15 protein-coding genes are annotated in these 12,197 nt (G+C 36.4%); 3 read left to right on the forward strand and 12 right to left on the reverse strand.

Annotation, left to right across the window (positions count from 1 at the left end):
* Nucleotides 1-230: 230 nt before the first annotated feature.
* The 4 genes from LG329_RS03820 to LG329_RS03835 all read right to left on the reverse strand — a co-directional run bounded on the left by LG329_RS03820 (nt 231) and on the right by LG329_RS03835 (nt 2,584).
* On the reverse strand, nt 231-626 hold the full coding sequence (locus LG329_RS03820; RefSeq protein ID WP_404453565.1) for a DUF350 domain-containing protein: 396 nt from the start codon (nt 624-626) through the stop codon (nt 231-233).
* A gap of 15 nt (nt 627-641) precedes the next feature.
* Entirely contained in the window at nt 642-1,292 is a 651-nt protein-coding gene (locus tag LG329_RS03825; protein WP_404453568.1) for a DUF4247 domain-containing protein, read from the reverse strand.
* A gap of 97 nt (nt 1,293-1,389) precedes the next feature.
* Nucleotides 1,390-2,058 (reverse strand): PspA/IM30 family protein, encoded by a 669-nt coding sequence (locus LG329_RS03830; protein ID WP_404453570.1) that lies wholly within the window; start codon nt 2,056-2,058, stop codon nt 1,390-1,392.
* A 13-nt stretch (nt 2,059-2,071) separates the two neighbouring features.
* Nucleotides 2,072-2,584, reverse strand: coding sequence for a DUF4178 domain-containing protein (locus tag LG329_RS03835; protein WP_404456397.1), 513 nt, complete (start codon nt 2,582-2,584; stop codon nt 2,072-2,074).
* A 266-nt stretch (nt 2,585-2,850) separates the two neighbouring features.
* On the opposite strand from LG329_RS03835, the gene LG329_RS03840 reads away from it, so the two are divergent.
* Entirely contained in the window at nt 2,851-3,948 is a 1,098-nt protein-coding gene (locus tag LG329_RS03840; RefSeq protein WP_404453573.1) for a M24 family metallopeptidase, read from the forward strand.
* A 397-nt stretch (nt 3,949-4,345) separates the two neighbouring features.
* Here LG329_RS03840 and ald read toward each other — a convergent pair whose 3' ends face one another.
* Nucleotides 4,346-5,464 (reverse strand): alanine dehydrogenase, encoded by a 1,119-nt coding sequence (gene ald, locus LG329_RS03845; RefSeq protein WP_404453575.1) that lies wholly within the window; start codon nt 5,462-5,464, stop codon nt 4,346-4,348.
* A 219-nt stretch (nt 5,465-5,683) separates the two neighbouring features.
* Nucleotides 5,684-5,836 carry a hypothetical protein gene (locus LG329_RS03850; RefSeq protein ID WP_404456791.1) on the reverse strand — a complete coding sequence of 51 codons (153 nt, stop codon included), beginning with the start codon at nt 5,834-5,836 and terminating at the stop codon, nt 5,684-5,686.
* Between the two features lie 134 nt (nt 5,837-5,970).
* On the opposite strand from LG329_RS03850, the gene LG329_RS03855 reads away from it, so the two are divergent.
* The gene (locus LG329_RS03855) at nt 5,971-6,405 is read left to right on the forward strand and encodes a universal stress protein (protein WP_404453578.1); all 435 of its coding nucleotides are present in this window, start codon (nt 5,971-5,973) and stop codon (nt 6,403-6,405) included.
* Between the two features lie 71 nt (nt 6,406-6,476).
* Here the strand turns inward: LG329_RS03855 and LG329_RS03860 are convergent, their stop codons facing one another.
* The 6 genes from LG329_RS03860 to LG329_RS03885 all read right to left on the reverse strand — a co-directional run bounded on the left by LG329_RS03860 (nt 6,477) and on the right by LG329_RS03885 (nt 11,042).
* The gene (locus LG329_RS03860) at nt 6,477-6,986 is read right to left on the reverse strand and encodes a molybdenum cofactor biosynthesis protein B (RefSeq protein ID WP_404453580.1); all 510 of its coding nucleotides are present in this window, start codon (nt 6,984-6,986) and stop codon (nt 6,477-6,479) included.
* Between the two features lie 34 nt (nt 6,987-7,020).
* On the reverse strand, nt 7,021-8,208 hold the full coding sequence (locus LG329_RS03865; protein WP_404453583.1) for an acetate kinase: 1,188 nt from the start codon (nt 8,206-8,208) through the stop codon (nt 7,021-7,023).
* A gap of 18 nt (nt 8,209-8,226) precedes the next feature.
* On the reverse strand, nt 8,227-9,219 hold the full coding sequence (locus tag LG329_RS03870; protein ID WP_404453586.1) for a class I SAM-dependent methyltransferase: 993 nt from the start codon (nt 9,217-9,219) through the stop codon (nt 8,227-8,229).
* A gap of 127 nt (nt 9,220-9,346) precedes the next feature.
* Nucleotides 9,347-9,847, reverse strand: coding sequence for a thiol peroxidase (gene tpx / locus LG329_RS03875; RefSeq protein WP_404453589.1), 501 nt, complete (start codon nt 9,845-9,847; stop codon nt 9,347-9,349).
* A gap of 94 nt (nt 9,848-9,941) precedes the next feature.
* Entirely contained in the window at nt 9,942-10,433 is a 492-nt protein-coding gene (gene ytfJ, locus LG329_RS03880; protein WP_404453592.1) for a GerW family sporulation protein, read from the reverse strand.
* A complete protein-coding gene (locus tag LG329_RS03885; RefSeq protein ID WP_404453594.1) occupies nt 10,434-11,042 on the reverse strand; it encodes a DUF2953 domain-containing protein in 609 nt (202 codons plus the stop codon).
* Nucleotides 11,043-11,186: 144 nt separating this feature from the next.
* On the opposite strand from LG329_RS03885, the gene LG329_RS03890 reads away from it, so the two are divergent.
* Nucleotides 11,187-11,987: an NAD kinase gene (locus LG329_RS03890; protein WP_404453597.1), complete on the forward strand. Its 801-nt coding sequence runs from the start codon at nt 11,187-11,189 to the stop codon at nt 11,985-11,987.
* Nucleotides 11,988-12,197: the final 210 nt, after the last annotated feature.

The raw sequence follows: 12,197 nt of genomic DNA on the forward strand, positions 1-12,197 counted from the left end.
TTTATCACAAAGAGATTTGACTTAAAACCTCGAGGGGCTAGGCGCTGGAGCTAGACAGATAAACACCAAATTTTTATACTTTCTTTCCTTGTCAGAAAAACTCGGCATTCGCCTCGTCTTTAATTGCAAATGACGAAGTTTTTCTTATACTGGCATTTGCTCAAAACATCTAAACTTTCCTTACGTGCAAAAATAGAAAAGCGGACGATTGCCCGCTTTTCATCTGATAATTATGTTATGGACGCTCCAATTACAAACGCTAATCCGATAGATACACCCATTGATAATATTCCTACCGCCATATTATTTTTGGAAAGCTGTTCCTCTACTGATATCTTCCCACTAAATAAATCAAATAATAAATAGGCAATCATCTGTAACACAACACCATAAATTCCCCAAATTAATGTTTCATAAATTTCAGTGCTATGATAGATAGCAAAAGCCAAAATAATACATATACCAATAATTTTACCAGAAATTGACATCGCAACTGCTACATTTCCATCATGAACAGCTTCTAAATCTTTATATTTCTTAGTCATCATTTCAAAAATAAATAACCCAATCAATACAATTACTACTGAAATTGCAAAATAAACAAATGTCGCAATAAATGGTCCCATTATTTCACTCTCCTTTTATTTTCCTGCACCAGGTCCGCCACCCCTAAATGATGTATCGCCCCGGTAAGGTGTTCCATATCCTCCACCAGTATATCCTCCGTAACAACTGCCTGATTTACATTCTCGTGTCCTACGTTTTCCCCAATCATCTACATCGAGTACGTCGTCCAATAATCTGAATGCAAAGTATGTACTTAAAAAGCTTGGTGAATAATTACGTCGCACAAATTCGTCGCCAGCGACTTCTATTATTAATGCATCATTGTCATCTGGACTTACTTTTAATGTAACAAAATAATTAGGATAAATGAGTATCTGCTGATCATCTTTAACTTCACTCATTTTGTCGGGCTCTATAGTCGAAGATAAAACGGATGATAGTTCACTCAATTCAAATCGTTTAGTAGCATAAATTTCAGCTTCATTTGAATCAACTGTAACGACATCCATTAAAGCAAAGTTGGCTTCGATAATATCATCTATATCGTTGCTTGTATTATTTTTTATCTTATTAATAATTTCTTCTTTAGTTGGTTCTTCTGGAATATTATCTGCCGTAATCTCAATATCTTCAGACATGCCTCTTTCGTTAGAAAACGGAGACGAACAACCCGTAGCTATAATCATGATGATTACTAAACCAATAAGCACACTCCATTTCTTCACCTATTATTCCTCCCTTCATGTAAAATGAACTTCATAACATGAAAATTTGGGGCAGACTCTATTGCTAAAGAGTCTGCCCCCTTTACCTTTATTTCTATTATTCTTTACCCATTTTCTTTTTCAATGCAGCAAGTTCATCATCAACACCATTGTCTTCTAAATCTTCAAATTCATCATCCAATGAACGACTCTCTTTTGAAAGATCCTCACTGGTTTCTGCTTCTGCTTCAAATCGCATAACCTTTTCTTCCATACGTTCAAAGCCTGCTTTTGAGTCATCGTTTCCAACAGAAGACATTGTACGATTCATTTTTGTGCGTGTTTTGGCTGACTCTGCACGTGCCTTTAACGAATCTTGTTTCAATTTCATTTCTTGATATTCTTTTTTCATTTCATCAAGTTTATCACGTAGCATATCTGAATCTTTTTTAGCGCGCTCCCATGATTCTTTTAACAAGTTAGCTTGTTTCTCATGTTCACCTTTATCTTGTAATGCACGGCGTGCTAAATCTTCATCATTTGCATTAAGTGCTTTTTCTGCTTGTTTTTGTCTTTTGTCTACCATTGCTTGTGCATCGTCTGATTTACGTTTAAGCATTTTCTCATTCGCAATTTGTTTTGCTACAGCAGATTCTACTTCACGAATGTCCTCCGCCATATCACGCATGAACTGATCTAACATTTTTACCGGATCTTCTGCTTTATCTAACAATGTATTTAACTCGGAACTTACTACTGTTGAAACACGTTTAAAAAATTTAAACATTTAATTTCCTCCTCTAATTTGAACCAGCTAATATTTTAATTTCATATGCTTCTATTGGATAACCATAACTTACCTCAAACTCTGTACCCCATGACTCAACGCTTAAATAGTTTGCGTCATCGCTGTCACTATAATCAGCATAATGTGTTTCTGAACCCTGTAAATTTGAACTTCTACCTTCTCCTGTAACGGCCGCTTTGCCTTCTTCTTCTAAGAAATAAGTTTTACTATCATAAACCAATTTTTTTGGGAAAGGTTTATTTACAGGAAGTTGAATTTTTTTATAGATACCAAGCTCTAGTTCATCATCCATTTCAGCGGCTAACCAAATGGTATCATGTCCTTCTAACAATTGATATCCATACCATTTATAACTACCATCACGATAAGTGATTTTTCCTACCACTTCATAATCACGCAGATCATAAGTAATGATATCACCAACTTTGATTGATAATGCATCACGTTCTTTTGGTGCAGGTCGATCGTCATCTTTCTTCTTAAATAAATTTGAAAATAAGCCCACAAATTCACCTCTTTGCATCTAAGTATTACTTCCTACATTCCGTATTACGAATACAGAATAGAAAAGGTTTCATAATTTTTATTTCACACTGAAAGTAATATAAGTTTTTATAGATATCAGTATAAGTACAACTACGGCTTTCGCCATTAAAGCTTGGCGATAATCCAAGTTTTCTAATCTATAGTTATTGTATCATTTTTTCATTTTATGAATAGTAATTACATTTTTGTTATACTAAGGGTATTCTATGTTTATGAGGTGAGGAAATGACAAATCGAATTGATACACTACTTACAGAAATGAAATCCTCTAATTTAGATAGCTTGCTTGTGACATCAAAAGCAAATGTCTATTATTTGAGTAACTACTTAACTGATCCACATGAACGGGTAATTGCTATATATATATCCGCCAATCATGATCCTATCTTAATCCTGCCAAATATGGAAAAAGAAGATGCTATTGCTGCAGGTTGGTCTTATGAAATAATTGGTTACCATGATCATGAAGATCCATGGGAACTATTTAAAGCAACACTAAATAAAAGCAACAAAATACCACAATCAATCGGAATTGAGTATGATCAAATTACAATGGATAGATACAATGCTGTAACTTCTATTCTTCCTAAAACTACAGTTATTGATGCAAAAGAAACATTAGCAAATCTACGCGTGATAAAAAGTAAAAAAGAATATACCATACTTAAACAAGCTGCAGACCTTGCTGATTTTGGTATTGAGACTGGTATCAATGCTATTAAAGAGGGCGCCCGTGAGATTGACATCATTGCTACCATTGAATATGAATTAAAGAAAAAGGGAATTCAAGGAATGTCATTTGCTACAATGGCTCTTTCAGGCGCTAAGACCGCTTCCCCACATGGAAACCCTGGCACGAAAGAAATTGAAAAAGGTGATATGGTTCTATTTGATCTGGGTGTTGTTTATAACGGTTATTGCTCCGATATCACACGAACTGTCGCATACAAATCAATCACAGAAGAACAAAAGAAGATCTATCATACAGTATTAGAAGCAGAACAAAAATCAATCGATATTTCTAAGATTGGTACTGCAGTTGGTCAGGTTGACTTAGCCGCAAGAAATCATATTGAGTCGGCAGGATATGGTGAATACTTTACCCATCGAATCGGTCACGGAATTGGAATTGAAACGCACGAATATCCATCCATGCACAGTAAAAATGAGTTATCTTTAAAAGAAGGAATGTGCTATACGGTTGAACCGGGAATTTATGTTCCGAATACTGGTGGGGTAAGAATCGAGGACATGCTTTACATGACTGATAAGGGCCCTGAAATTTTAACAAATTCACCAAAAGAATTACGTATTATTGAATAAAATTGGTAAGAATAGCCGGGCGACATAGCCCGGCTATTTTTTTGTAGAATCTTTATCGTACTGCCTACTAAGAAAAGCCCAAGCGCCCGTTAGCGACGTATGGACTATGCCCACGCAACGTGGGTAGTTCGATGTTGCCACGCAAAGTGGCGGTTTAAATCGAACCTCCTTCCTCTGAGATAAAGAAAACACGTCCCTTCATAGGGGTGTGCCGACGCCTGAGCGCAAGCCCGCTTTTAGTTGGCCTTCCTTCTAACAATTGATGTTGACCTATCGTATGGAGGTGAAGGAAGTCCACTAGGCGCTGGGCGCTTGCGCCAGACAGATTAACGCCAAAGTTTTATACTTTCGTTCCTAAAAAAAGGTACATCTCAACGCTGAGATGTACCTTTCTAATTTATTTCTGCAATAATGCCTGAACTTCATCATAATGTAGTTCATGTGATTCAGCAACTGCTTTATAGGTTACAAATCCATCTAACGTGTTGATACCTTTACGCAATGCTTCGTTTTCCATGCAAGCCTTGACGTAGCCCTTATTCGCTAATTGTAATGCATAAGGAACTGTTACATTTGTTAATCCAATTGTAGATGTACGCGGAACTGCACCTGGCATATTCGCTACAGCATAGTGTTGAACACCATGCTTCGTATATGTTGGATTATCATGTGTAGTAATTCGATCTGTTGTTTCAAAAATTCCACCTTGATCAATTGCTACGTCAACTATCACTGATCCTTCTGACATAGATTGCACCATTTCTTCGGTAACCAATCTAGGCGCTTTTGCACCCGGAATTAGTACTGCACCAATAACAAGGTCAGATTCAGCTACTGCTTCTTTTAAATTCAATGGATTAGACATTAATGTATTAATGGATGAACCAAAAATATCATCTAATTCTCTTAAGCGTTCAGGGCTTAAGTCGACTATCGTTACATCAGCACCAAGGCCAACTGCTATTTTAGCAGCATTTGTACCAACAACACCGCCACCGATTACAGTAACTTTCGCTCGTTTTACACCAGGGATACCAGCAAGTAATATCCCTTTCCCACCCTTAGGTTTTTCTAAGAATTGTGCACCAATTTGCGCCGCCATACGTCCTGCAACTTCACTCATAGGTGTTAACAGTGGAAGTGATCTGTTTTCCAGTTGGACTGTCTCATATGCAATTCCAATTACTTTTTTATCAATAAGTGCTTTCGTTAACTCTGGCTCTGCAGCTAGATGTAGATATGTAAATAAAATTAAACCTTCATAAAAATAGTAATATTCTTCCTGGAGTGGTTCTTTTACTTTCATAACCATTTCCTGTTCCCAAGCTTCTTTAGCAGTTTGAACAATTTGAGCTCCTGCTTCTTGATATTGTTCGTCAACAAACCCCGAACCAATACCTGCACCTGTTTCGACAATGACTTCGTGTCCAGCATTCTTTAATGATAAGACTCCTGCTGGTGCCATAGCTACTCTGTTTTCATTATTCTTAATCTCTTTTGGAACTCCGATTCTCATTACCTACACACTCCTTACTTCCATTTCAATATTTTATTAGGAAAATATGACTAATCATAACACTCTTATTATATCAAATATACAATAATAATAACATGAAGAAAAAAACGCTTTCATATAATAAAAATAATCACATAAATTAACCCACCCCTATTAAAAAGGGGTGGATCTTGATTCATTTAGAAAGTGAAAGTCTATTTGGGAAGCATCAGAGCTTCATTATTTCTTTTGGTTATTATAGTGATGAATTGCTTTATTATTATGCAATTGATCTTCTACAACACCACTCTGATAACTCTCAAATAATTGGTTCTGTACCACAGCAATGCCTTTTTTATCTTCACGCAGTGTTTGTGTTTGTTTCTTTCCCAATAGTATCACCTCCAAGTTTAGTTTGTCCATAAAGTGTTTACATTTGTACTTTAATTTTTTCCAATTAGAATGCGGATTGATTATTTTTATTAGAAAAAGGGTATATAATGAAAAAAAGAAGGGGGAACTGAAAAATGGATTTTGAATACAGAGATATTGTTGTAGCCGTCGATGGATCAGATGCCTCTGAAGTAGCCTTTAAAAAATCATTAGACATCGTAAAAAGAAATAATTCCAGACTCATCCTAGCCCATGTTGTCGATTCCAGAACATTTGCTACAGCGGAGGCATATGACAGGACATTAGCCGAAAGAGCAGAAGATTATGCGAAAGAGCTTATTGATGGGTATATGGAAAAAGCAAAAGCAGCTGGTGTTAGTGATATTGTAAGATGTATTGAATATGGATCACCGAAAGTCAAAATCGCTAAAGAAATTGCACCAAGCTTTAATGCAGATTTAATAATATGTGGTGCTACTGGTATGAGTACAGTGGAGCGGTTCTTCATTGGTAGTGTATCTGAAAATATTACACGCTATGCAAAATGTGATGTTTTAGTTGTCAGATAAAAATAACGTGGACTGCATGGGCAGTCCACGTTATTTTTGTTGTTCTAGCTCCGCGGGCAAGCTTTTCTTGTCTATATATCCTTTTGTATTTCATGAACTACATGAGAGAGTTCAGGTAAAATTAGCTTCTCCATTGCCAAACGAACTGCACCAGATGAACCAGGCATTGAAAAAACCGCGGTATGATTTGCTACACCTGCGATTGCTCTTGATAATATCGCAGCTGAACCAATATCTTCGGAATAACTGAGCGAACGAAAAAGTTCTCCAAATCCAGGTATTTCTTTATCAAGGAGTGCTTTAACCGTTTCAATCGTTACATCCCGATACGCTATTCCTGTTCCGCCATTGGTTAGAATAACGTCAATATCAGAATTTTCTTTTCCTGCATCAATTATATGCTTAATCGCAGTTTTCTCATCAGGAACAATCTCTTTAATTTCGATGTGATGTCCTTCCAATTCTAAAAGTTTTATAATTAACTGCCCACTTTTATCCGTACTAATTTCTCGCGTATCACTAATAGTTATGACCATGCAATTCAGTCTTTTTTTTGATGCCTTGTGATCCTTTACTGACACTGCCTTCTCCCCCTTTATACGTTTACGCCACTAATTACTTACTAGTTAATCGTACCGTATCTCTTGCAATCATGACCTCTTCATTAGTCGGAATCACAATTACTTTTACTGGAGAATGTGGATAGTTAATAAATGTTTCTTTCCCACGGATTTTATTTAGTGAAGGATTCCAATATACTCCCATAAATTCCAATCCCGTTAAGACCTTTTCGCGAATGATATCACTATTTTCACCAACACCTGCTGTGAAAATGATTGCATCTACCCCTGACATCCGTGCTGCATAAGAACCTAAATATTTATGAATTCTTGATGCAAAAACCTCTAACGCTAGTTCCGCACGATCATTTGAGTCCGCCTGCTGCTCTATGTCACGTAAGTCACTTGAAAATCCTGATAATGCGAGCATTCCGCTTTTCATATTCAATACATTAAGTACCTCATCAGCAGATTGACCTGTTTTTTCCATAATGTATGGAATTAAAGCAGGATCAATGTTTCCTGATCTTGTCCCCATTGTAACACCAGCAAGAGGCGTAAATCCCATTGATGTATCAATTGATTTCCCGTGTTCAATGGCAGCTATACTTGCCCCGTTACCTAAATGGCAGGAGATAAGCCGCAACTGATTAAGTGGAATCCCAATCAATTCTGATGCCCGTTCAGATACATATTTATGTGATGCTCCATGAAATCCATATTTACGGATTCCATACTTTTCATAATACTCATATGGCAAACTATATAAATAGGATTTCTCTTCCATTGTTTGATGAAACGCCGTATCAAACACTGCTACCATAGGAACCTGTGGCAAAACCTCCTGAAAAGCTCGAATTCCGGTTAAGTTTGCAGGATTATGAAGCGGTGCTAAATCCGACACACTTTCTATTTCCTGCATTACTCTTTCCGTTATTACGACCGAATCAGTAAACTGCTCACCACCGTGAACTACACGATGACCTATTGCACTAATATCGTTTAGCGATTGGATAATACCAGCAGCGGTTAGTTTATCCACCAATCGTCTAACAGCATCTTCATGATTGGGAATATCGATAACTGTTTTATCCTTTTCACTGGCTACTTCGATTGTAAAAATAGAGTCCGCTAAACCAATTCGCTCAACTAATCCTTTTGTCAAAACTTTTTCAGTAGGCATTTGAATTAGTTGAAATTTTAATGAAGAACTGCCAGCATTAATTGCTAAAATTGTTTGCATAAGTAACAACTCCCTTCATTACTTTTCACTTTTCGTATAAGAAGCAAACCATGTATTCATTTGACCCAAAATATCCTCCATTGCTTTTGTATTCTTTAGGGAAGGAAGTTTTACAAGCAAAGGTTGTTTCGGTGCTTCTGTTTGCTGCCCTTTTTTCTGTAGCATTAATATACTTTTCGCATTATTTTTTGACTTAAATGTGCTCTCTGGTAAATGTAAAACACCCATGATGTGCGCATGTTCATGAAGGTAGGCACGAAGTTTATCTGCCTGATCGCTCTCAAATAGAAATTCAGGGATTATAAAAATTAAATAACCACCCTCTTGCACATAGTTAATTCCTTGTTCTATAAAAAGGTGATGTGAATAAGAATGACCTTCGTCTGCACGTAATTGAAATTGATTTGCGTTTACATCGTCAGGATAATAACCGACAGGTAAATCAGCTACAACAACATCAACTGGATCAAGTAAGAATGGACGTAAACTATCTTGATGGAAAAAATCAACAGATAACTGTTGAAGATTTGCATTTAAAACGGCCAGCTTTATTAAAGTTTGATCAATCTCACTTCCGTATCCTATCGTTTCTTTACCTAAGTGATGAATTACGGTTGCTAATAAATTGCCAGTCCCACTCGCCGGATCAAAGATTCGTACCTTGTCTTCCGTGTTCATTAGTTTACCTGCAAGATAACCTACTAAAAGTGCTATAGTATCAGGAGTCATAACATGTTGCTGTTGTGTAGAACCCTTCATACCCTTTAGTATTGCAAGCTGAATTGCCTTTCGAATTTCTTCTGATGAACAAGAAGGTAGATCAATCTCCTTCAGTCGCTCTTGTATATTTTTTGTTAATAATAAATTCGTTTTATCGTTATAATCTTGTTCTAACAAACTTTCTAATGTTATTGCCAAACAATCGAGGTAAGGTTCATCTTTTGCCTGTTGTATTTTTTCAGTTGTATGATCAATCCATTCAAATAATCGTTCAATCGGTGTATTGTTCATTGTATTTCCTCCATTTCAACCTATTAAGCGTTTCTATTGTATCAAAAGCGAAGGGTAGATGTACAAATATATGGCACACTAAAAAACCCTTTCACTCATGAAGAGTAGAAGGGTCTCAGTATTACATTTATTCAGCTATTTTTGCTGCATCAAGGGCTTTCTCATAATCGGGGTGGTTAGTCCCTTCCTTTACATATTCCACATATGTAACAGTGTTACTTGAATCAACGACAAAAATTGCTCTAGCTAGTAACCGGAATTCCTGCATGAGAGCACCATACTTTTCACCAAAATCTGCTTTCTTATGGTCAGATAACAAGTCCAGATTTTCCACACTATTCTCTGCACCCCAACGCTTTTGTGCAAATGGTAAATCCATACTGATTGTGAGTACATGGGCATTTGCAAATTCATTAGCTTCATCGTTAAATCGTTTCGTTTGCTCTGAACAAACACCTGTATCAATTGACGGTACGACACTTATTAATTTCACTTTACCTTCGTAATCATCTAACGTAATTTCTGTTAAATCATTCGATAATACAGTGAAATTAGGCGCACTGTCCCCAACCTTAACTTCTGAACCTAATAGTGTTACAGGGTTTTGTTTAAAAGTTACATTTGCCATACTAACATTCCTCCCATTAATGGTTTTATCTCATTATGGATAATAAAACTGAACATGTCCATTATTTACCATTATACAAAAGGAATAATATAATTTAAATAGAATAGTTTGAGTTAGATTGTTGATTCCCTTGATTGTTTTGGTTGTCATTTTGATTCCGTTGCTGCCTTTGGTTTTGATTATTTTTGTTACCCTGTGAAGATTCCTTTAACATCTGCTGAATTTTTTCAACTACTTGTGGCGCAAAATCAATCATTTTTTCAAAAATATGAGTGTTTTCGTCTAAATGAACCATCTTAACGCCGTCTCTACTTACAATAAGAAAAGCGACTGGCGTAATTGATACTCCACCACCACTACCCCCACCAAAAGGTAATTCAGATTCCGAATCACTTGATCCGCCTGACGACTTTGGCTGGAACTCACTTCCACCTGCTGCAAATCCAAAGCCTACCTTGGAAACTGGTATAATAATACTTCCATCAGGAGATTCAACTGGATCTCCAATAATTGTATTTACTTCAATCATGTCTTTTATATTTTCCATAGCTGTTGTCATTAACCCTTGAATTGGATGTTCACTCATTTAGATCTTCCTTTCGCGTAATTTAATGGTAATCTCTTCTTGTTTGGATAACGACCTTAGAATTTTTAATCCGCCTAAAATAGCATGACCAACTCGGATTGAGAATTTCATGTCTATTTCAGAATTGAATAGTTTATGCTGAAAGTATGGTATAACATTCACATGAAAGGAACAGGCAACATGACTAGCTTCCCTAAGGAAAGCTATCACTAATCCCTTAATGGACCATACACCTCCAGATAACATTCCAGTACTACTAGCTTCTCCAGCACCTACATTTGTATGCCAATGCAATTTGTGAATAGACAATTTCTTTAGTACCCAAGAAATACTTGGAGTCGTTTCTTTTATTGTTTTCAAAAAAAATTTCACCTCTTGTAACAGGTCCGAAAAACCATCTGCATTCTTTACTATTTCAAGGAAAGAATGGTGCTTATTTTCATCTGAACGAATGTCTTTTCTATATAGAGGTATTTTTAACAAATAAATATGTATGGAACCTTGCTGTTTATCATTTATAAAAGAATAATTAACGGTCACATATATTTTTGTAAGTAGCAACACAATAATCAATACACAAAAAAGACCAAAACCTATCAGCCATACCATTAGATCTAACACCCCTAGTCAAATGACTATTTAATTTAGTATTTAACTTCTTTCAAATTTTATACAGAAGAACTATGGATAGGATTTAAGAGATAAAAATGGTAAAGTGTGTATATGAAATGCTAGTTAGAGGAGGATGACCACATGTCATATCGTAGAAATATTTATTTTTATTATCCGAATGAAAGTAATCTTACAAATAAATTACAGCCATTATTTGATTTAGCAAAACAAAATGACTTTACTATAATAGACGACCCTAAAGACGCCAATATTATTGTAAGCATCGGTGGCGATGGGGCTTTCATACAAGCAGTTCGGAAAACCGGTTTCCGGCAGGATTGCCTTTACACAGGTATAACACGTTCAGATGAAGCTGGATTATATTGTGATTTCAACTTAGAAAACTTTGATGAAATGCTTCATGTAATGATTAACGAGGAAATGGAGGTACGTCGCTTCCCTGTGATTAATGTAAATATTAACGGGGAAACCGACTTCAATTGCTTGAATGAGATGAGTATTCGTTCTACAATCATCAAAACTATCGTGATTGACGTTAAAATTGATGATAACCACTTCGAAACCTTCCGAGGTGATGGACTTATCGTCGCAACTCCAACGGGTAGTACAGGTTATAATAAATCAACAAGTGGAGCCGTAGTTGACCCAAAGATTCCATGCTTCCAGGTTTCAGAGCTAGCATCTTTAAATAATAATCGATATCGCACGCTTGGATCTTCCTTTATTTTAGATAAGGACCGTAAGCTAACGCTAGATATTGCACAGGACGGTAACGATTATCCTATTATTGGATTAGATAATGAAGCACATCCAATGCGACAAATGAAAACTATAACCGTAACACTTAGTAACAAAGTAATTAAAACTGTAAAACTAAAAAACAACTCCTACTGGGATCGTGTAAAACGAACCTTTTTATAAAGCTGTTTTCGTAAAGATTGTTGCTTTTGAGAGAATAGATATATATTGCGACGTAACCAAAAATCATGTTCAGTGCCCTGCGACCGCTACGGAAAAATCACTACGCTTTCCGCGGGCTTGCGCTGAGCCTCCTCGATCGCAAAGAACGCTCACTGCGGGGTCTCATCACTTCGCTTTCCCGCAGGAGTCTCCGTGTTTTTCCTTCGCTAG

The sequence above is a fragment of the Virgibacillus necropolis genome, assembly GCF_044793635.1.
Taxonomy (GTDB): Bacteria; Bacillota; Bacilli; order Bacillales; family Amphibacillaceae; genus Virgibacillus_F; species Virgibacillus_F necropolis_A.

Excerpts from the sequence above, each read along its gene's own strand:
- LG329_RS03840 (WP_404453573.1), top strand. The coding sequence starts at position 2,851 with ATGACAAATCGAATTGATACACTACTTACAGAAATGAAATCCTCTAAT.
- tpx (WP_404453589.1), bottom strand. The coding sequence starts at position 9,847 with ATGGCAAATGTAACTTTTAAACAAAACCCTGTAACACTATTAGGTTCA.
- ald (WP_404453575.1), bottom strand. The coding sequence starts at position 5,464 with ATGAGAATCGGAGTTCCAAAAGAGATTAAGAATAATGAAAACAGAGTA.
- ytfJ (WP_404453592.1), bottom strand. The coding sequence starts at position 10,433 with ATGAGTGAACATCCAATTCAAGGGTTAATGACAACAGCTATGGAAAAT.
- LG329_RS03890 (WP_404453597.1), top strand. The coding sequence starts at position 11,187 with ATGTCATATCGTAGAAATATTTATTTTTATTATCCGAATGAAAGTAAT.
- LG329_RS03855 (WP_404453578.1), top strand. The coding sequence starts at position 5,971 with ATGGATTTTGAATACAGAGATATTGTTGTAGCCGTCGATGGATCAGAT.
- LG329_RS03820 (WP_404453565.1), bottom strand. The coding sequence starts at position 626 with ATGGGACCATTTATTGCGACATTTGTTTATTTTGCAATTTCAGTAGTA.
- LG329_RS03865 (WP_404453583.1), bottom strand. The coding sequence starts at position 8,208 with ATGCAAACAATTTTAGCAATTAATGCTGGCAGTTCTTCATTAAAATTT.
- LG329_RS03885 (WP_404453594.1), bottom strand. The coding sequence starts at position 11,042 with ATGGTATGGCTGATAGGTTTTGGTCTTTTTTGTGTATTGATTATTGTG.
- LG329_RS03830 (WP_404453570.1), bottom strand. The coding sequence starts at position 2,058 with ATGTTTAAATTTTTTAAACGTGTTTCAACAGTAGTAAGTTCCGAGTTA.
- LG329_RS03870 (WP_404453586.1), bottom strand. The coding sequence starts at position 9,219 with ATGAACAATACACCGATTGAACGATTATTTGAATGGATTGATCATACA.